Source organism: Cohnella sp. GbtcB17, from assembly GCF_019091135.1.
Taxonomy (GTDB): domain Bacteria; phylum Bacillota; class Bacilli; order Paenibacillales; family Paenibacillaceae; genus Cohnella.
In genome coordinates, this window is record NZ_JAGXJW010000024.1 from 56,638 (window position 1) to 77,335 (window position 20,698).

Annotated in this window: 12 protein-coding genes; 10 read left to right on the plus strand and 2 right to left on the minus strand. The window is 59.1% G+C overall.

All coding sequences use genetic code 11. The features are described from left to right. The first annotated feature begins 6 nt into the window (after nucleotides 1–6). The 3 genes from KVT38_RS14945 to KVT38_RS14955 all read left to right on the plus strand — a co-directional run bounded on the left by KVT38_RS14945 (nucleotide 7) and on the right by KVT38_RS14955 (nucleotide 3,316). Nucleotides 7–1,488, plus strand: a complete 1,482-nt coding sequence (locus KVT38_RS14945; protein ID WP_217594527.1) for a sensor histidine kinase — start codon at nucleotides 7–9, stop codon at nucleotides 1,486–1,488. After that, nucleotides 1,485–2,171 carry a response regulator transcription factor gene (locus tag KVT38_RS14950; protein WP_217594528.1) on the plus strand — a complete coding sequence of 229 codons (687 nt, stop codon included), beginning with the start codon at nucleotides 1,485–1,487 and terminating at the stop codon, nucleotides 2,169–2,171. The genes KVT38_RS14945 and KVT38_RS14950 overlap by 4 nt, the downstream gene beginning before the upstream one ends. A gap of 155 nt (nucleotides 2,172–2,326) precedes the next feature. Then, the gene (locus KVT38_RS14955; protein ID WP_217594529.1) at nucleotides 2,327–3,316 is read left to right on the plus strand and encodes a GNAT family N-acetyltransferase; all 990 of its coding nucleotides are present in this window, start codon (nucleotides 2,327–2,329) and stop codon (nucleotides 3,314–3,316) included. 111 nt (nucleotides 3,317–3,427) lie between these two features. Here KVT38_RS14955 and KVT38_RS14960 read toward each other — a convergent pair whose 3' ends face one another. Next, complete coding sequence (locus KVT38_RS14960; protein WP_217594530.1) at nucleotides 3,428–3,841, minus strand: hypothetical protein; 414 nt, start codon at nucleotides 3,839–3,841, stop codon at nucleotides 3,428–3,430. A 128-nt stretch (nucleotides 3,842–3,969) separates the two neighbouring features. Continuing rightward, nucleotides 3,970–6,246, minus strand: a complete 2,277-nt coding sequence (locus KVT38_RS14965; RefSeq protein ID WP_217594531.1) for a helix-turn-helix transcriptional regulator — start codon at nucleotides 6,244–6,246, stop codon at nucleotides 3,970–3,972. Nucleotides 6,247–6,482: 236 nt separating this feature from the next. Between KVT38_RS14965 and KVT38_RS14970 the strand changes: the two genes are divergently transcribed. From KVT38_RS14970 to KVT38_RS15000, 7 genes are all read left to right on the plus strand, one after another. After that, nucleotides 6,483–7,463 carry a Gfo/Idh/MocA family protein gene (locus KVT38_RS14970; protein ID WP_217594532.1) on the plus strand — a complete coding sequence of 327 codons (981 nt, stop codon included), beginning with the start codon at nucleotides 6,483–6,485 and terminating at the stop codon, nucleotides 7,461–7,463. Nucleotides 7,464–7,602: 139 nt separating this feature from the next. Beyond that, entirely contained in the window at nucleotides 7,603–8,508 is a 906-nt protein-coding gene (locus KVT38_RS14975; protein ID WP_368859101.1) for an ABC transporter permease, read from the plus strand. A 19-nt stretch (nucleotides 8,509–8,527) separates the two neighbouring features. Then, nucleotides 8,528–9,394, plus strand: coding sequence for a carbohydrate ABC transporter permease (locus KVT38_RS14980; RefSeq protein ID WP_217594534.1), 867 nt, complete (start codon nucleotides 8,528–8,530; stop codon nucleotides 9,392–9,394). Between the two features lie 51 nt (nucleotides 9,395–9,445). Beyond that, nucleotides 9,446–11,020 carry an extracellular solute-binding protein gene (locus KVT38_RS14985; RefSeq protein WP_217594535.1) on the plus strand — a complete coding sequence of 525 codons (1,575 nt, stop codon included), beginning with the start codon at nucleotides 9,446–9,448 and terminating at the stop codon, nucleotides 11,018–11,020. Between the two features lie 110 nt (nucleotides 11,021–11,130). Then, on the plus strand, nucleotides 11,131–16,470 hold the full coding sequence (locus KVT38_RS14990; protein ID WP_217594536.1) for an S-layer homology domain-containing protein: 5,340 nt from the start codon (nucleotides 11,131–11,133) through the stop codon (nucleotides 16,468–16,470). Between the two features lie 813 nt (nucleotides 16,471–17,283). Then, on the plus strand, nucleotides 17,284–19,152 hold the full coding sequence (locus KVT38_RS14995) for a hypothetical protein (RefSeq protein WP_217594537.1): 1,869 nt from the start codon (nucleotides 17,284–17,286) through the stop codon (nucleotides 19,150–19,152). A gap of 177 nt (nucleotides 19,153–19,329) precedes the next feature. After that, a complete protein-coding gene (locus KVT38_RS15000; protein WP_368859102.1) occupies nucleotides 19,330–20,583 on the plus strand; it encodes an FAD-dependent oxidoreductase in 1,254 nt (417 codons plus the stop codon). The last annotated feature ends 115 nt before the right edge of the window (nucleotides 20,584–20,698 follow it).

Consider the following 20,698-nt stretch of genomic DNA (forward strand, 5'->3'; position numbering starts at 1 on the left):
ATGCACATGTCGATCCGCATCAGGCTCTTGCTGTCTTATCTGGCGATGCTGGTCATCCCGCTCATTCTGATCGGCATCTCCTTCCTGGTCATCGTCGTATCGGCGATCGGCGATCTGAAGACCGTATTCACGCTGGATACCGGGGACGGCAATCCGCTCGCGGCGATCATGGGCGAAGAGGCGAGCATCGCATCGGACATCCGGACGCGGATCGCGGGCGATCCCGATTCCTTGCGCGATCCCGCTCTGATGAAGGCTTACGACGATCGGCTGCAGAAGATCAACATGGGGCTGATCGTCCGCCTGGGCGACCGGGTCGAATATATATCGCCGGAGCTGAAGGAGACGAAGGTCGCTTCGAATCTGCCGCCCTTCGGCACCGAAGTCCGCTGGATGGAAGGCCACGATATGGGCAGCGGCAGCTGGATGCTGGACCGTCAGTACAACGTCGTCTTCGAGGACGGCTCCAAGGGCAGCTTTTACATGCTGCTCAACATGGATTTTCTGGGCTGGCTCGCGGAGCGCATTTCCAAGCCTTTTTTGCTCGCGCTTCTGATCATTCTGGTCGTGGTCAACGGCATATTGACGTTTTTCGTATCGCGCAGCATTATCCGCCCGCTTCGATCCCTCCGGCGCGCAGCCGAGGCGATCAAGGAAGGCAATCTGTCCCACCCGGTCCGCCCCGAATCGCGGGACGAGATCGGCGAGCTTGCCGCCGCGTTCGAGGAGATGCGGCTCAAGCTGAAGGATTCGATCGACCTGCAACTGCAGTACGAGGACAATCGCAGCAGCCTGATCTCGAACATTTCACACGATTTGAAATCTCCGGTCGCCGCAATCCGGGGCTACGTCGAGGGCATCATGGACGGCGTCACGCATACGCCCGAGATGCTGGACAGCTACATCAAGACGATCCACCGCAAGACGGTCCAGATGGACCGGCTGATCGACGAGCTGTTTCTGTACTCGAAGCTGGACCTGAAGCGGCTGCCGTTTCACTTTGAAGAGGTGGCGCTGGACGACTTTCTGTCGGATTGCGCCGAGGAGCTCCAACTGGACGCGGAAAAGAGCGGCGTGAAGCTGAGCTACGAGCCGCCCGCGCTTGCGGAGCCGGCCGTCGTCGTGGCCGACCGCGAGAAGCTGAAGCGCGTGTTCGTCAACATCGTCGAGAACGCCGTGAAGTACGCCGACAAGGCGGACGCGGCGATCTGGATCGGATTCATCGAGGAAGACGGGTATTACAGGATCGGGATACGCGACAACGGAAAGGGGATTTCCGCGGAGTCGCTGCCGCACATCTTCGAACGTTTTTACAGGGCGGACACGGCCCGCAACGTCGATACGGGAGGCAGCGGATTGGGCCTTGCGATCGCGCAGCAGATCGTCGAGGAGCACGGCGGCCGGCTGGCGGCGGCGAGCGAGCTGGGGGCGGGCACCTTGATCACGATCTCGCTTAAAAAATGGACGGGAAGGGGGCGCGCCGAATGAAACGCATCTTGATCGTCGAGGACGACCTCAGTATGGCGGAGCTCGTGCGGGATTATCTCGCCATTCACAACTATGAACCGCATATCGAGACGAGCGGCGACCGGGGGCTGAAGCAAGCGCTCGAGGGCAAGTTCGATCTCGTTCTGCTCGACCTCATGCTGCCGGGGACCGACGGGTTCGAGATTTGCCGCCGCTTGCGCAGCGAGCTCGATATTCCGATCCTCATGGTCTCCTCCAAGAAGGAGGACATCGACAAGATCAGGGGCCTCGGTCTCGGCGCGGACGACTACGTCGTCAAGCCGTTCAGCCCGAGCGAGCTGGTGGCGCGCGTGAACGCGCACCTCGCCAGGTACGAGCGCCTGTCGGGCGGCGGCCAGAAGCGCGAGGAGATCCGCATCCGCGGCCTGCTCATCGACAAAGCCTCGCGGCGCGTCTACGTGAACGACAAGGAAGTCGCGTTTACGACGAAGGAGTTCGATCTGCTCGCGTTCCTCGCCTCCAATCCGAACCGCGTCTTCAGCAAGGAGCAGCTATACGAGCAAATCTGGGGCATGGACTCGCTCGGCGACCTGCCGACCGTCACGGTCCATATCCGCAAGATCCGGGAGAAAATCGAGCTCGATTCCTCCCGCTCGCAGTACATCGATACGATATGGGGAGCGGGATATCGCTTCCAGGTTTAGGAGAAGCTTCAGGGACCGTAGCCCGCAGCCTTTTTTTCGCGCGGATCTTATCGAATAACAACAATCGAAAGATTTGCTTATTTGCCCGCCACTCGCCTTCCGCTAGATTATCTAGTAAGGATAATGATCCAGAAGGCAGGGGGACAAGGAACGACATGATATTCGAGAAGTTCGAGGAGAAGCATTTGGAAGGCGCCTTGGCGCTCTGGAACAAGGAGCTTGGCGCCTCGTTCCCGATGCGGCCAAGGCTGCTGCGGCAGAATGTGCTGGAGGATATACGGCTTCTGCGCAACGGTTCCTGGGTCGCACGGGATTCGAAGAGCGGGGCGGTCATCGGGCTCGCGATCGCAAAGTCGGCGGCCGAGGACGACGGCCGCTTCGGACTTCGGCGCGACGCCGGGTGGATTCAAGCGCTGCTGGTCGGTTCGGCGCATCGGGAGAAGGGGCTCGGGAGCGAGCTGCTGCGTCTCGCCGAGGGCGCCTTCCGCGGCGCCGGGGCAAGGCGCGTCACGTTGGGCAACGATTTGCACCGTCGGCTGTTCCCTGGCATCCCGGGCGAGCTGGCGGACACGCGGCGGTGGTTCGAGCGTAGAGGTTATGTCCATCGGGAGGACGTCTTCGACTTGATCAAGGCGTACGGCCCGGACGAGCGCGTCGCCATGCCCGAATTCGGCGGCGGCGCGGCGGCGAGAGTCGCGGAGCCGGCGGACAGGGAAGCGCTGACGGCGTTCATGGCGCGCTGCTTCCCCGGCACGTGGGATTTGCAGCACCGCGACTATTGGGAGCGGGGCGGCACGGGGCGCGAGTACGTTCTGCTCGAGCGGGAGGGCGCGATCGTCGGCTTCTGCCGGATGAACGACGCGGCATCGCCCCTGCTGGCGCAAAACGTATACTGGGCGCCGCTGTTCGAGGAGGAGCTGGGCGGCATCGGCCCGCTCGGCATCGACGAGGCGTGCAGGGGGCACCGGTACGGCATCTCGATCGTGCAAGCCGCCATTCATTTCTTAACCGCGCGGCGCGTTCGGCGCATCGTCATCGACACGACGCCCTATGTCGACTTCTACGGCAAGCTCGGCTACGAGGTATGGAAAACGTACGCCAAGTACGACAAAACATTGGACGAGGCGAGTGCGGAAGTACGTTAGGTTTGCGTTTATAGGAATGCTGCCCGAGGGAGCTAAAACAGCCTGCCGGATCTCGCCGGCAGGCTGTGTAATTAATTGATCGTTCTCCGTTACTTCAATATTTCGTGTGGCTTAATTCACCCAGAAGCTATAGCTGGCGCTGGACAGCGTTCCCGTGTCGGACACGATAAAGTAAGCTTTGCTTCCCGGCCCGACCGTTATTTGAATCGAATCTAAACCGCCGATACCGTTATCCCATGGATTCAGGTATGTGACGGAGCCGCCCGGATTGTGAATTTCTACCCAATAGTTATAATTCACGTCCGCTGGAGACAGAAGATTTGCCGTTTTCGTTATCGATTGCGCAGTGTTATTGTTCAATACGAAAATATCGGCTTCACCGCCTTGCAATATCGTTCCGTAGCCGGAACCGGGGGTGACAGCGACTGCGGTACTAATCGTATCCCCGTACCCATATTGAGCATACGCGGAAGGCACGCCAACCAACAGCCCGAAGATGGACAGCAAAACGATGAACTTCTTCATTAATACACCTCTCTCCTTTGATTGGAAACTGGCCAGTTCCTACTATATATGACAACGAAAAACAGGAAAACGTTGCATAATCATGAAATCGTTTATTTCACATTCGATCGCCGGTGCGTATTTGAGAATTATCGATTATGGCTCCGCCTGAACTCGCTCGGCGTCAGGCCCGTGTACCGCTTGAACACGCGGTTGAACGAGGCGACGGTGTAGTAGCCGACGAGCGAAGCGATCTCCTGGATGAGCAGGTCGGTATCCCGCAGCATCTGGCTCGCTTTGTTGATGCGCACAGTCAGGATGTAGTCGCTGAGATTCGTGCCCGTCTTTTCCTTGAAATATGTGGACAAATAAGGACCGGTGATGCCGAGCTTGCCCGCGATCGCGTCGAGCGACAGATCTTCGCCGAAGCGCTCCTCCACGTATTCCATGACAAACTTCGTGATGATGTCGGTCTCGGACTTTTTGGCCCTTACGGCTTCGGCCGACTTCGTCAGAAACTTCTCGAAGAACGCCTTGTATTGCTCCAGTGTGTAACAGCTCTTCAGTTGATCGTAGGGCGAACCGCCGTCGGCAAAGGTCGTGAACGAGATGTTTTGCGCGTACAAAATTTTGATCGTCCGATTGACCACATCTCTGGCGAAGTCCTGAAATTGATGGGCCAGCGCGCCCGCGCGCGCAAGCTGGTCGAGTAGCTGGTTCACGAGCGGCACCGTCACTTCATCGCAGCCGGCCTGCAGGTTCGCCGTGAGCTCCTGCTCCTCCGAAGGCGCGGGAATCATGAGCGAAGGCTGCGGGACCCATTCGCCGATCACCTGCACGTCTTCGCCCAGCCTGCGCTGCTTGACCAGGTCGAGGACGTCCTGGTACGTCTCCGCGAAGTCGGCGGAGTGGCTGCGGACGGGGCTGATCGCGATCGTGAAGTTGCAGTACGGGATATCCGTGCCGAGCATGCGGGCCAGCTCGGCCATATGCTCGTCCTGCCGTTCCGCGCCGCGGTCGTTCTTGACGAACAGGATGGACAGGATCTGGTCCTTCTCCAGCTGGAAGGTCAAGGAATCGTCGTACCGGCTGGAAAAATGCGCGTCGATCAGCTCCTTGTACATATTGAAGGCGCGTTGCGGCGCATTCGCAATCTCTTTGGCGAAGCGTTCCTTGAAGTCGATCTGCGACAGCACGAGCCGGTAGTGCGCAGCCGAATCGACGGTCACCGGGAGCTGTTCGCCGCCGCCGTGAATTTTTTTCAGCTTCTTCATATAAGCGAACTGCTGCAGCAGGTTGTTTTTGGCGAGCAGGTCCTGATGGTATTCGCGGTTGGAGCGCGACAGGTCGCTTAACGTGTCGTGCAGCAGGTTGAACTCCTTGATCCGGCTCCCCTCGCCGGCGGGGACGCCGACCGCGCGAAGAGACTGCACGGAGCGGATCATGTTCGCGAGCGGATTGTGGAACCGCTTGGAGAACCAATAGGACACGGCAAGGCCGATCAGCACCGACAGCGTGAGCAGCCCCACCATCATCAGGTTCAGTCTGCTAAGCTGTGCCGCCAGCCCTTTGTCGGATACCTTTTCGATGTACGTGAATCCGGTCTCTCCGCCTGTCCGGTAGAAATAGTAGCTGCCTCCGATATTGACGTAGCCCTTCCCGGTCTTGCCCGCAACCTCCGAGGGAAGCGCAGGACTGTCGCCGGAGGAAAAGAGCGCCTGGCCGCGGCCGTCAACGATAAAAAACGTGCTGTCCGGCTTCGCCTGGTGAAAGGCCGTATAAATGCGATCGCCGTTCAAAAAAGCGATAAAGGCGAAGTCGTGATCGTAGCCGTTTTTGACCAGAATGGGCAGCAGCGTTCCGAGCGGCTTGCGCTCGAACGGCGTGACGGAGGCGAACGAGCCGGCCGGGTACACCTTGAAGCTCTCGCCGCCGTCGATCTCGCGCCGCCAGAAGTCCGCCGTATACGAAGGCTCGTAGTAAAATTTCGAAAACATCGTGTCCGGGTCCCGCGTGCCGTCGCGGTCGATGATAAAGCCGTCGCCGCGGAAAAAATAGACGATATTGTCCAGGTAGAGAGAAGTATTGTTCAAATCGTGCGCCAGCGACTTCTGCACGTCGACCACGACATCGTATCGTCTCATCGGATCGCCGCGCTTCAAAATTTCCGTGTCGTTGTCGAACAGGTAGCCGAGCATGAAGCTCCGAACCAGCTTGATATGCTTTTCGTAATTGGCGGCCGTCGCGTTCAGATTCAGGCTGCTGTTCAGAATAATCTCGTCCCGGATATTCTGCCTGAAAAAGGTAAAGGCAACCGAATAAATGGATACCAAAAGGAGAATGATCGCGATGAAGCTGCCGAACAAGGTGTAGAAAAGAGACATCTGGTTTTTGGCCGTCCCCCGGAATCGCGCCGTCCATTTCATCCGATTACTCCTTTTTTACAAATTCGTCGATCGAGCTTTACATAAAATTGAGTATAGCCCCGTGTCAGCTGTACGCTCAATACTCTTCGCTTCGGAAACTTATCCTTTTTAACGATTGCCCGCGAATTCCCCTCACTTTTTAAGATTCGACAAGAACCGTAAAATCCCCTGATGGCGGGCCCGCCGCCGCGCTTGGTATGATGACCGCATTCGAACGGAGGAGGCGGTCTTACAAAATGGAATATCGCGTGGCCGTGATCGGAGCCGGCATCATCGCAGGCTCGCATCTGAAGGCGCTGCGCAGTATGGATGCGCTCGCGCCCTGCGCGATCGCGGACATTGCCCGGGATCGGGCGGACGCCCTGGCGGCGGAGCACGGCATCCCGTCCTATGCGGATTACAAAGAGATGCTCGACAAAGAACGGCCGGATATCGCGGTCGTCACCCTGCCCCATTATTTGCATAAGGAAGCCGCGTGCCTGGCCGCCTCCCTCGGGTGCCATGTCATGCTCGAGAAGCCGATGGCGATGAGCGTGAGCGAATGCGACGAGATCGTCCACGCCGTGCAAGCGGGCGGGGTGAGGCTGATGGTCGGGCACACGCAGCATTACGATGCGGCCAATCTCGCGGCCAAAGCCTGGATCGACGGCGGCCGGCTCGGGCGACTGACGATGATCGACGACAGGCGCCACCAACGGTACGACACGCCAACGAGGCCGGCATGGTTTTTCGAAAAGGCGAAGGCGGGAGGCGGCATTTTGACGAATCTTGGCTCGCATTCGATCGACAAAATTCAGTGGATGACCGGCGAGCGGATCGCCAGAGTGACGTCAAGCGTTCTTTATGCGGACATGAGAGGGGATATCGAAGGCGGCGGCTCGGCTTTTCTCGTGACCGAATCGGGCATTCCCGCGACGCTGTCGCAATCGGGCTACCCGGGCGCCGTTGTCGACGAGACGGAGTTCCGGTTCACCGGCGGCAGCATGAAGCTGCTGACGGGCAGGGGGCTCTGGATCAGCCAGGGCGGCGATTACGAGCAGGTCGACGTGCCGCGGCAGCCGGATCCGTTCGTCCGCCAGTTCGAGGATCTGCTCGGCGCGATTCGGGAGAACCGCGAGCCCGAATGCTCGATGGCTTACTCCCGAAGCGTCGTCGCGGTCGTAGAGAGTCTGTACCGCTCGCATGAACGAGGGGCGGAAACGCCGGTCGAACGTTAAAAAACCGCTAATAAGCTTCTCTAATGCAACAAAAACCGAAAAAATGCGAGGTTTCCGCAGATCGCATCATTGCGCCGCCGACACAGCATTCATTAAGCTAAGCGGCATAGACACATCGCTTCAGACTGGAGGGTCGCAAGTGGCATTATTCCGATTGAGACTGAACAGAAGCAAGTACCTGCTGCTGCTCTTTTTGCCGGCACTCGTGTACTACATTTTGTTCAAGTACGTGCCGATGTTCGGCATCCTCATCTCGTTCAAGGATTACAATCCGTTCAAGGGCATATGGGCGAGCGACTGGGTGGGACTCAAGTATTATTCGATGTTTTTTCACAGTCCGGACTTCCCCAAGCTGCTGAAGAACACCGTCCTGCTCGGCGTTTACAAGGTCGTATTCGGCTTCCCGGCTCCGATCATTCTGGCGCTGCTGCTTAACGAAGTCAGGAAGGGCGTCGTCAAGCGGCTCGTGCAGTCGATCAGCTACTTGCCCCACTTCATCTCGAACGTCGTCGTCGTGAGCATGATGTTCCTCTTCCTGTCTCCGACCAGCGGCCTCGTCAACCACGTGATCGAATGGATGGGCTACAGCTCGGTCAACTTCATGCAAAACGAAAACTATTTCCGCACGCTCTACATCTTGTCGGAGATCTGGCAGCATATCGGCTGGGAGACGATCATCTATCTCGCGGCGCTAAGCGCCATCGATCCGCAGCTATACGAGGCGGCGACCGTGGACGGCGCCAGCCGTTGGCATCAGCTTCGCCACATCACAGTACCCGGCATCATGCCCGCGATCGTCATCCTGTTCATTCTGAACATCGGTCACGTCCTCGACATCGGCTTCGAAAAGGTGCTGCTCATGCTCAATCCGTCGATCTATTCGACGGCGGACGTGCTCAGCACGTACGTGTTCCGAACGGGGATCCAGGCGATGAACTACAGCTACGGCACCGCGATCGACCTGTTCACGAGCGTGGTCAACCTGCTCTTCATCCTCACGGCGAACTGGATCAGCCGCAAGACGAGCGAGACGAGCCTATGGTGAGGAAAGGAGCGAACGCGCAATGAAGCCTAAATTCGGTCTGTTCGATGTGATATTGTATGTTGTTCTATTCGCCGTCGCCGCGTCCGCGCTGTATCCCTTCATCTATATGATCGCGGTCTCGCTCAGCGGTACCGTGCCTGTGCTGAAGGGCGAAGTGTTCTTCTGGCCGAAGGAATTCAACCTGAACACGTACACGGCCGTCTTCGACAATCCGGAGATCGGACGCGCCTACGTCAATACGGTCATCTATACGGCGATCGGCACGGCCATCTCGCTGATCGTCAGCGCGGCGGGGGCTTACTCCCTTTCCAAGCGGGACATGCTGTTCCGCAATGGCTTCATGGTTATGGTCGTCATCACGCTTTTCTTCAGCGGCGGCATGATCCCGACCTTTCTCGTCGTCAAAAGCTATCATCTGATCGACACCATCTGGGCGATGGTGCTGCCCGGCGCCGTCAGTACGTGGAACCTGATCGTCATGCGCACGTTTTTCACCGGCATGCCCCAGGAGGTGGAGGAGTCCGGCAAGATCGACGGCTTGACCGACATCGGCATCTTTTTTCGGCTCGTGCTTCCGCTGTCCAAAGCGATACTCGCGACGATCGGCCTCTTCTACGGCGTCGCCATCTGGAACAACTTCTTCTCCGCGCTGCTCTATCTGCGCGACGCCGACCTGTTCCCGCTGCAGGTCATCGTTCGCAACATGGTGCTTCAAGGATCGGGCGGCGCCAATGGCGCGGGCAACATCGGCGGCGACAGCATGATCGTCGACGAGGCGCTCAAGTACGCCACCATTATCGTGACCACGGTTCCCATCCTTTTGGTCTACCCGTTCCTCCAGAAGTATTTCGCCAAGGGAGCGCTCATCGGGTCGGTCAAAGGTTAACATACAGACATGGGAAAAATTCGTTCGGAAAACAGAAAGCGAGGGGCAACAATGAACAAAAAGACAGCAGTCGTATTGTCCGCGGTCATGGGCGCGAGCGTCGTACTCGGCGCGTGCTCGAAAAACAACAACGAAGGTGCGAGTCCGTCGCCGTCCGCCTCGGCCACGACTTCCGCAAGCGCCGGCGCAAGCGCGTCCGCCGCGCCTACGGAGCTCACGCCGCAAACGTTCACGTTCCTGAATTACAGCAACCCGAGCTGGCCGTACGACGCGAACTGGAAGATCTGGTCTTATATTAAGGAGAAGACGGGCGTCACGCTGGACATCCAGCTGCCCGCGGGCAATCTGCTCGAGGACGCGATCAGCCTGGCCATTGCCGGCGGCGACATGCCCGACATCATGTGGACGCAGGAGAAGCGCCTCGCCGACAAGTTCGGCCAGCAGGGCGCGCTCGTCAACATTCTCGACTATGTGGACGACATGCCGAACTTCAAAGCCTGGATGGAGAAGTATCCGGCAGAGACGCAGAACATGCTGTCCTCTGACGGCAAGATGTATGAATTCCCGAACCAGGGGCTCGGGGAGTCGAATCGCCGCACGTGGATGTACCGCGAGGACATCTTCAAGAAGCTGAATCTGTCGACGCCGAAGACGTGGGACGAGCTGTACGAGACGCTGAAGAAGCTGAAGGCGGAATACCCGGACAGCTACCCGCTTACGGTTCGCAACGGACTGCGATACTTCGAGGACTTCGCGGCGGGCTTCGGCGTGTCGGCGCCGGTCGACGCGCAGCGGGCAAGCGCTTATCTGGACGGAACAAACGGCGAATGGAAGTATGCGCCGATTCAGCCTGCGTACAAGGACATGCTCGTCTACTTCAACAAGTTTTATAAAGACGGACTTATTCCGAAAGACTTCCTCACGATCGATACGAAAATGTGGCAGGACATCGTGTCCACGAACCGCGCGTTCGTCACGCTCGACTACATCGGGCGGATCGACTTCTACAACAGCGCGCTGCGCAAGGACAATCCGGACTTCTCCATGAACTTCATGGCGCCGCCGGCGGGTCCGACCGGTCTGCAGAAGAACGCGTTCACGGCTGTCACGGAAGAAGGCTTCATGATCTCCTCCAAATCCAAGAAGATCAAGGACATCGTCAAGTTCATCGATTTCTTCTACTCCGACGAAGGGCACAAGCTGGTGAGCTGGGGCAAGGAAGGCGACACCGTCAGCGGCGACAGCTTCATCGAGAAGTACACGGACATCTCGGACCTGCGCAAGAAGACGGGTCTGTCGACCGACGGCACGTACACCTGGTTCGACTTCGACGCCCACATCTCGGTCTCCTCGCCGGAGCTGAAGTCCGCGTACGAGCAAGCGCCGCAGTACGACAACGCCAAGACGTCGACGCCTCCGTTCACGCCGGAGGAGCAGCAGGTGCTGAGCACAAAGGGCGATTCGCTTAACAGCCACCGCGACGAGAACTTCGCGAAGTTCATCATGGGCACGCGCAGCTTCGATACGTGGGATAAGTTCGTCGAAGAGCAGAAGAAGCTCGGATACGAAGAGATTTTGGAGATTTACAAAAAAGCGGACGAGCGCGCGAAGGCGGCCGTAAAGTAAACGAGCGAACAGACAGAAGCGGAACAAGTACGAAATGGAACGATCGCAAGCCCCGTTGGTCGAATCGGCGGGGCTTTGCCATACCCATAGGCGCGAAAGGAAGGTTCTGCATGACTCTTCTCAAGTTGAAAAAGAAGCTGGCGGCCGCGATGGCCGCGCTCCTGCTCGTCTCAAACGCGCTCGCCGCGCTGCCGCCGAACGCGGCGGAGGCGGCAGGCGAGGGCGACTCGCCCTTGGTCGTCCCCTATTCGCAGCAGCTGAACGCCATGGATTCGACGACAAACGCAGCGGGCGACACGGTCGGCACCGCTGGCGTCGCGCTCGTCCCGAACGCCGATCCGGCTTATATCAAGGAAGGAGCCGGCTCGAAGAAGTGGCTGCTCGCGATCAACGTCGATGCTGCGAATCCGACGACCTATATCGCGGGCGCGGCGCTGATCTATCCCAAGGCCGCGCCGGGCATCGATCTGAACGGCTATAGCACGCTGAAGTTCTGGGCCTACAATGTGAAGGCCCGGACGGGAGACCAGGCGGACAAACCGATTCAGCTGCGTTTTTTCATGAAGGGCGACAGCGAGTATTACTACTACCGGCTGCCGCTCGATTGGACGGGCTGGAAGGAAGTCGAGATCCCGTTGTCCGTCGTCAAGACGCAGACGAGCTCGGCGAGCGTCAAAGCGTGGGGACCGCTCGACTACGTCAGGCTCGACCAGGCCGGCGTCGGCGGCACGACGCTCGATCCCGGCTTAAGCATGTTCCTCGACGACTTCCGCCTGACGGGGACCGGCGAAGTGTATCCGGCCGTCGCGGACAAGCCGTCGGGCGAATACGTCAACAAGACGACGGTGACGCTGTCGAGCGCGACGAAGCCGTCGGTGCTAGCGGGCGTGTACTATAAGCGGGTCGGCGTGGACGGCGATTTTCAGCGTTATTCTTCGCCGCTTGTGCTGACCGCGGATACGACGCTGGTCGTCAAGTCGTCCCTCGCCGGGACGGACAGTGCGGAGTCGACCTATAACTATACGTTCGTCTACCGAGACTTCGTGGAAAACGTGACGGCAAGCCCGGGTGCCGGCACCTATGCCGAGAGCAAGACGGTCTCGCTGAGCTCGGCGACTGAAGGCGCGGCGATCTATTACAAGATCGAGGGCGAAGACGAGACGTACAAGCCATATACGGCGCCGCTGCTCGTCGACCGTTCGCTGACGATCGCGACCAAGGCGGAGTTCGAAGGTAAGGTCAGCGAGGAGACCAGCTTTGCCTACAACATCGACTTGTCGAGCAGCTCGAGCCTGCAGATCGGCAACACGGAGACGTTCGCGGGCTGGACGAACACGACGCCGTCGACCGCTCCTGCCGTATTGGGGAATTACGCCGGACGCTGGTCGGACCCGACCGTGCCGATCGATATTACGGATGTGACGAACGCGCCGTGGAAGTCGAACGACCAGCTGGAATTTTGGCTGTATTCGGACCGCGTGTCCAACAAGAAGGTATACGTCATCATCAGCACGCCGGACGACGCGAATCCGGGCAACGAATATTTCATGAGCTCCTTTTTCGTTGACTGGCAGGGCTGGAAAAAGATCGAGCTGCCGTTGGGCAAATTCCTGAACTCCAACGGCGGGGCGAAGCTTGAGAATATCCGGAAGGTCATTCTACATCCGCGCTGGTACGACTCCGACCCGGTGTCGAGTCCGGACGACAAGCTGTACTTCGACGCGATGGCGCTCGCCAAAAACGCGGTCGAGCCGTCGATCCGGCAGATCGACAAAAGCGCGCTGCCGGGCAGCGAGGTTCACTATGCCTTTTCGCTGAAAAACATCGGCGGCGCCGATACGGCCTATGCGTTGTCGCTGAAGACGCCGATGGGGACGGGCTACGGGACGACGTTCCCGGCGACGACCGCCGTCGTGGCGAACGGCGCCGAGACGGACGTCGACGTGCTGGCGACCGTTCCGGCTACGGCAGCGGCGGGCAGCGCGACGAAGGCGATCCTGAACGTACATCCGCTCGCGGGCGGCAAGGATACGACGATCGAACTGAATCTGAAAGTAGGCTCGCCGAGAGTGGCGACCAAGCAGCATCCTTATGTGATGCTCTCCGGGGATCAGCTCGCCGAGGCGAAGGCCAAGATTCAGAAGTACGGCTGGGCGGCGGATTATCTGGCAGCGATCCGGCTCAAGGCGGACGAATGGGTCGATAAAACGGTGTATTACCCGTCCAAGCCCGGCGGCGAGAGCACGCTTTACGTGTGCGGCGATACGCCGCTCGTCTTCGACTACGACAAACCGCACGAGCATAGATGTCCGACCGACGGAAGCTGGCATACGGGCGACGATCTGGACGCGGCATGGCGGTTCACCGCCCATACGGTCAACATCGAGGCCGCGCGCAATCTTGCGCTCGTCTACGCGCTGACCGGCGAGACGAAGTATGCGGCGAAGGCAAAGGAGATTCTGACGCACTATGCGGCGCTGTATCCGAGCTATCCGCTGCAGCCGCTTAACGGCAGAATCTATTATCAGTCGCTCGACGAGGCTGTCCAGATCATCGAGCTGGCACATGCGTACGATCTGATCGAGCCGAGCGGCCTGCTGACCGACGCGGAGAAGTACGACATCGAGCAGAACCTGTTCGCGCCGTCGGCGAAGACGCTGCAGGGCTACGATGTCGGTAAATCCAACTGGCAGACGTGGCACAACACGGCGATCGGCACGATCGGAGCGATTCTGGAGGACAAGACGCTGATGGACTTCTCCGTAGAGGGCCGCAGCGGTTTCAATTTCCAGATGAACAACAGCGTGCTGTCCGACGGCTTCTGGTACGAAGGCGCGATCGGATACCACTTCTACGCGCAGTCCGCGCTGTTCGACCACGCGCAGGCTTTGCTCGGCATGGGCTACGATCTGTTCGCCAACCCGAACTTCAAGAAAATGTACGACGCGACGCTGCAATACGCATTCCCCGACCTCGGCATCATCAACGGCAACGATTCCGGCAAATATCCGACGAGTCTGGCGGCGACGGGACGCGTCGTGCCGATGGATTACGAGGCCGTGTACGCGCATTATGACGATCCGGCCTATGGCGCGCTGCTGAACAACCTGTATGCGGACAACGGGCGCGTCAGAGGCGGGTTCGTCGTGCCGGGCAATACGTCCTCGGGCATCGCGGGCGAGCAGGCGGTCTTCTATGGCGCCGAGACGATCCCGAGCGGAGGCTCGCTGTCCGCGGAGAGCATGAACTTCACCGGACTCGGCCATTCGGTGCTACGCGCCGGGGAAGGCGCGAATCAGCTGTACGCGCTTGTCGATTACGGCCTGCACGGCGGCTATCACGGCCACCCGGACAAGCTGCATCTCGAGATTTTCGGCCAGGGCGAGCGTCTCGCGCCGGATCTCGGCATTCCGCCGTACAGCAATTCGATGTACGAGTCCTACTATAAAAAATCGTTCGCGCACAACACGGTGCTGGTCGACGGAGATACGCAGCAGATCCCGACCGCGAACGACGCGGAAACGTACGAGCCGACGAAGCTGTTCCTGCAGTCGGGTCCGCTCGGCATTATGACCAACACCTCCAGCCGGGCGTATGCGGGCATGGACCGGTACGAGCGCACCGTCGCGGTGACAAAGGACTATCTGATCGATCTGTTCAATGTCGCCTCCGGCACGGAGCGCCAGTACGATTGGGTGATGCACGGCATGGGCGAGTTCAAGACGGACCGGGCGATGACGCCGTATGCGGGTCCGCTCGGCACGAAGGACGCTTACGCCTTCTTCCGGAACGGCAAGTCGCAGGACATAGCCGGCGAATGGGAAGGCGCCTGGAAGCTGCCGTCCGGCAACGGGCTGAAGCTGTTCAGTCTGACCGCCGCGCCGGATGCGCCGACGCAGATGATCGTGGGCGAAGCGCCGGGACCGGGCAACGCGACCGACGTCTACACGCCGACGCTCGTGAACCGCGTGCAGGCGAAGAGCGCGCAGTTCGTCAGCGTGCTGGAGCCGTACGCCGGCGAGAGCGCGATCGCCTCCGTCGGGAGGACGGAGGACGGGCGGGTCCAAGTGAAGCTTAAGGACGGGCGCGAGCAAGTCTTCTATTATAATGCTGGTGCGGAGACGGCCGGCGAGCTGCAATATTACTTTGTCGACGGGAAACAAGGGAGTGCGGCTCAGGTGAGGCCGGAGGCGAGCTTCGCAGACGGCGTGCTGGATCTTGCTGCCGGCGATGACGGCGCGTTCGACAGCCTGACGGCCGTCGTGTATGCGCCGGGCGCGACCAAGGTCCGCTGGAACGGCGAAGAGATCGCCTTCAAGTCGGACAACGGCTTCGTCATGGCGAGCGTGCAGGCGGAAGAAGAGCCTAAGCCATCGACTTCGCCATCCCCTACCCCGACTACGACGCCGACACCAACACCGACACCGACACCGACACCGACGCCGACGCCGGTTTATGTGTCACCGCCGACGCCGACGCCGGCCAAGCAGGCGGAGCGGCAGGTGCAGGCCGGCGAGTCCGCCTCGCTGTCGCTTGGCCAGGAAGTTACCGTAACGATACGGGCAGGCGCGTTGAATCATTCTGCGACCTACAAGATCGCCAAGCTGGAAGACGCGGCCGTCGTTGCGCAGCTTCTGAAGGCAGGCGATCGCACGGCGAGCCCGATCTACGAGATCACAAAGAGCGAGCCGGGCAAGTTCGGCGTGCCGATCAAGATCCGGTTGACGTTCGATTCCGCCAAGATCGGCGAAGGGCGGAAGCCGTCCATTCATTATTACGACGAATCGCAGCAGCGGTGGGTCGAGATGGGCGGCACGGTCGACGGCAGTGCCGTCGAGGTGTTTTCCGATCACCTGACCAAGTTCGCCGTGCTCGCCGTGAACGCGTCCCCGGATGCGGTGTTCACCGATACGCAGGGGCACTGGGCAGAGGGCGGCATTCAGGCCGCAGTGAAGGCAGGTATCGTGAAGGGCTATGAGGACGGCACCTTCAAGCCGAACCAAAGCGTCACCCGCGCGGAGTTCAGCGTCATGCTGATGAACGCGCTGCAGCCCGAAGGGCAGGCCGGCGCCGTGCCGGGCTTCGCCGACCGCGACCAGCTCGGCGACTGGGCGGCGGAGGCCGTCGCGCAGGCGGTCAAAGCCGGCATCCTGCACGGCTACGACGATCGCACGCTCCGGCCAAACGCCGGGCTCACCCGCGCGCAGCTTGCGGTCATGCTCGCAGCCGCGCTGGGCAGGGATCCCGCCGCGGATACCGCATCCGCCTTTGCCGACGACGCGCGCATCCCGTCCTGGGCGTCCGGCGCCGTGCGCGCGGTCCAGGCGGCGGGCCTCATGAAAGGCCGCGCCGGCGGACGCTTCGAGCCGGACGGAACCGTGACCCGCGCCGAAGCGGCAACGGTCGTCGTACGTATAATCGAGCTCATGAAGGTCAAGACGCTTCCATAAGCTCGCCGTAAAAAAATGCCGCTGGCGCCCGTATTCGGGCTGCCGGCGGCATTTTTAATAAATGGAAACCGACACTTCAATTATGCAGCCTGCCAGTAGATCCAGTGGGCTGTTAATCTCCCAACGGTCAGTTTAACGAAAGAAATGGATTTATTTGTAAGCTTATTTTATGATAGAAGCGTAATGATAATGAGTATTTGTGGAGATGATGAATCCATGATTTATCGTAGGAAGACATACAAAATTGACTTACAAATCCTTCTTGATTTTAACGAACATTTTAATCAAACACTCTTACCTGCACAATTTAGACAAGCTAAAAGAGGAATTTATAGAGACAACAGTTCCGCGAGAATCGACTATTCTTACGTAATAATTAATTATCAACCTTCAGTTAAGCTATCGGAGAACGATAGTTCAATAAGGACACGAAGGGAGCGAACGGATCCGAAAACAAAACCAAGGAGACTACAACATGAACTCTACTATATACAAATGCTTCCATCAGATGCATGATCGCCCTCGGATATTCGAGCACGACGCGACGCGGATCTTTCAAGTCGATCGCTCCCTGAATGGCGTCGTCGGCAAACTGCAGGAAGCGGAATTTTCCCGTCTTCCGTACAATTCGTTCGTATCGAGCGGAAATGGAAATCATCATCTGGTTCGGAAGCCTTATCCATTGGTAGGACCGTCCATGCTATAATCGAACCGATCGAACAGGCAACAAGATTCGGCTGGCCGCTGCGCCGTACTTACAGAATCCAGTCATCTACGTTCCGGTCGGCTCTCAGCCCATAAGGGGGACGCGTAATGAGGTTCACTCGCTCCGGGCAGGACAAGACGCACGAGCAGTTCACGGGAAGCCGTCATTCCGCCCAAACGGCGCATATCGATGAAACGGGGGGACCCTTACGACAATCTTTTTCGGCCGGAGGTTCGTCTTATGCGCCTTCACCGTCCGCGCCTTCCTCGCCAGGGAAGCTGCTGCAACTGCAGCGGGCGATCGGCAATCAGGCGGTGCGGGGCCTCGTGTCGGGGAATGCGAATCCATCCGGTCCGGTCATTCAGCGCAAGCCGGTTCCAGTTGAGGGGATGCCCGACCTGTATATGGACGATCAGACCAACGAGACATACGAGCTCATCTCCAACGACAACTTGCTCGGCGGCCGGCTGAGGCTGCGCAGGACGCGGGACGGAGCGGAGTTTTACTATTATGAGCGCAGGGACGTGTACCGCACGGCGGAACAGGAGGAACTCGCGCAGAAACGCATACAGTATTACGCCAATCTGCCCGACAAGAAAACGGACGAACCGAAGCAGGACGCTTCCAAATCGAAATCCGGACCTTCGATGGCTGCCAAAGGCTTGCGTCCGTTCGACCCGAAGAATTTCCATTCCATGAGCGACTTTCGCAAGGATGACGATAACGGCAAGGGAGACGGGAAAGGCGGCGGGCGACGGGGCGGCGTGATGAATCGAAACGGCAACGGATCCGAGACGATGCTCGAACCGCCCTCCGAGGATGGAAAGCAGCCGGGGCCGTCCACCGAGGGACTTCATCTCGTGCTGAAGCTGCGCGGCCAGGGTTCGGAGGGAACCGGGGCGACCGTTGCGGAAACGGGTCAGGCTCCGAAAGACGGCGGCATGCAGGAGACGCAGCCCGAATCGATTCTCGAACCCGGCACGGAAACGAGCGGAACGCCGGTACCGGACGTCGTGCCGATGAAGCAGACCACCGGACAGGACGAGAAGGAACCGAAATCCGACGATACCGCGATCGGCGGCGTGCCCGAACCGTCCGCCCCGCAAGGCGAGCTTCCCGAGTCCGGCTACTCCGAGGAGCTGAAGCCGTTCCGTTCCGAGCGGGAGAACAGCCACGACGAGATGATCAAGGGCTACCGCAAAGCGCAGACAGAGGCGCTGATTCAATACGGCAACAAGCAGAAGCAGGCGCGGGACGAGCAAGCCGCCAAGGAGCGGATCGAAGATGAACTGCGCAGGGCGGAAGAGAAGCTGAAGCAGGAAGCCGAGATGAAGCGCAAGGAAACGCAGGCAGAGCTGTACCTGCTGATCAACCGGCTGCGCGAGCTGCTTCAGAAGATCGCTTACCGCGAAGGCTACGATTATTTGTACGAGAAGATCAAAAAGCTGGAGGCGATGATGGACGCGGCCGGCGGATCCGGCACGAAGAACGAATCGCTGGCGCGGATGAAATCTTATTTGCATGGCGAGATCGGCAAAGCGAAGAAGCTGCTCTTTTCGCTGGAGAACAAGTCGGAGGACGTCTCGGACGAGGAAGAGGGTAGCGACATCGAAGTGATCATCAGCCCGTCCATGACCGGGTGGGAAGGCTCGGTCGATCATAACGCGCAGGCGGCCGTCAACCAGGCCATTCACGACATTCAGGCGGGAGGCATAACGTTTGCCCAAGGACAGTTCCATTACAATCTGTCCGTCAACGGCCACATGCAGGGCAATCTGGTGAAGGTGTATATCGATCAGGCGACGATGGGCGGCGGCACGACGCTTCGCGCCATCTTCCGGCTGCGGCGGAGCCCGGGCGGCAAAATCGTCGTCAAGCTGATCGCGATCATCAATGAGCACGGCGCGAAAGGCAAAACGTACGACACGCTCCACGGCAACGCCAAGGATCAGGTGAACGACGACGAGATGAATTGACGGGAACAGCGCGACTAGGCCCATTCTGCCGACAGACGGGCCTATTTCTTTTTTGCGAGGCATGCCGCTCTCCTCCACGCGCTTTTTCCATTAATGTAACAAAAGTGAAACTATAATGAAACCCGTACCTCTCCTATAATGAAGCCAAATCGAGCATTTGAAAGGATGGAGATGGCGGTGAGTATACATTCGTCCGTTCCGCTGCAATGTGCTGTAGAAGTATACGACGAAGCGGATATTGTCGTAGTGGGAGGAGGGCCTGCGGGCACGGCAGCGGCCATCAGCGGTGCTCGCTGCGGCAAAAAGGTTGTGCTCCTCGAGCACTCGGGACAGCTCGGCGGCATGGGGACTTTGGGAAATGTGAGCGTTTTTATGGGTGTCGGGAATGTGACGGGGATATACCGGGAAATGGTGTCGGAGGTGTTGCCGGATCACCTGCCGCAATCGCACGAGGGCTCCATCTGGCCGCAATATTCGCCGTTCGAGCTGCGGCATTATCTCAACACAAAGCTTGAGCGGGAAGCCATCAAGGTTTACTATCATACGAGCTTCGTCGCTGCCGCGATGGAAGGCGACACGGTAACCGGGGTGATCGCGAATACGCGCCAGGGGCTGAAGGCGTTCCTCGGACGGACCGTGCTCGATTGCACCGGCGACGCCCGTGTGGCTCAGGACGCCGGCGTGCCCATTCGCACCGGACGAAGCGAAGACGGGCTGACTCAGCCCATGACGCTCATGTTTATGATGCAAAACACCGGTAAGCCGGTGAAGCCCTATTTGCCGGACGACTGCTACTACTACGAGACGGTCGATGAACTCCCGCAAGGCCGCAATTTGTATTGGGAGCGCAACGACAATGGCACACTCCTCGTTAATATGACCCGGGTCAAAGGCAACGGCGCCATGATCGAGGATATTAATTTCGCGGAAAAGGAATCCCTTCGCCAGGTATTCTCCGTGGCCAACTACTTGCAGCGCAACGGCTTCGAGACGTATGTGCTGTCGCATGTGCCCGGTCAGGTCGGCGTCCGGGAGACGAACCAGATCGAAGGGCTCTATACGTTGACGGAGAACGATGTGACGGGTGGCCGGCGCTTCGAGGACGTCGTGGCGCAGACGAACTACGAGATCGACATACACAGCCCGGACGGCCGTAAAGGAACAGACGAACGCCACGTAAGCGGCTACGATATCCCGTACCGCTGCATGATACCTATTAGCGTGAAGGGCTTGCTGGTCGCGGGGCGTTCGATATCGGCCACCCACGTCGCCATGTCGTCGATGCGCATTCAGGCGACGTGCTACGCGCTCGGTCAGGCCGCCGGTATCGCGGCCGCCTGTGCCATCGATGACGGCGTCGACCTCGCCCAGGTGCCAATCTCTAGACTGCATGAGCGAATGCAGGAGCAAGGCGTTAAGTTTCTAAAATAGGGCGAGAAGAGAAGACCGTCAAGGAGCAGGCGCAGCTCCCGGCGGTCTTTTTGCTATGGATGATGTGTATGGGCTCTTACGGAATCGAAGAGTTCTTCATCTTCAAATGTTGACA

Bases quoted from the DNA above. Each gene is read 5' to 3' on its own strand.
- KVT38_RS14970 (WP_217594532.1), top strand. From the start codon at position 6,483: ATGGAATATCGCGTGGCCGTGATCGGAGCCGGCATCATCGCAGGCTCG.
- KVT38_RS14985 (WP_217594535.1), top strand. From the start codon at position 9,446: ATGAACAAAAAGACAGCAGTCGTATTGTCCGCGGTCATGGGCGCGAGC.
- KVT38_RS14950 (WP_217594528.1), top strand. From the start codon at position 1,485: ATGAAACGCATCTTGATCGTCGAGGACGACCTCAGTATGGCGGAGCTC.
- KVT38_RS14955 (WP_217594529.1), top strand. From the start codon at position 2,327: ATGATATTCGAGAAGTTCGAGGAGAAGCATTTGGAAGGCGCCTTGGCG.
- KVT38_RS14990 (WP_217594536.1), top strand. From the start codon at position 11,131: ATGACTCTTCTCAAGTTGAAAAAGAAGCTGGCGGCCGCGATGGCCGCG.
- KVT38_RS14995 (WP_217594537.1), top strand. From the start codon at position 17,284: ATGAGGTTCACTCGCTCCGGGCAGGACAAGACGCACGAGCAGTTCACG.
- KVT38_RS14980 (WP_217594534.1), top strand. From the start codon at position 8,528: ATGAAGCCTAAATTCGGTCTGTTCGATGTGATATTGTATGTTGTTCTA.
- KVT38_RS14945 (WP_217594527.1), top strand. From the start codon at position 7: ATGTCGATCCGCATCAGGCTCTTGCTGTCTTATCTGGCGATGCTGGTC.
- KVT38_RS14960 (WP_217594530.1), bottom strand. From the start codon at position 3,841: ATGAAGAAGTTCATCGTTTTGCTGTCCATCTTCGGGCTGTTGGTTGGC.
- KVT38_RS14965 (WP_217594531.1), bottom strand. From the start codon at position 6,246: ATGAAATGGACGGCGCGATTCCGGGGGACGGCCAAAAACCAGATGTCT.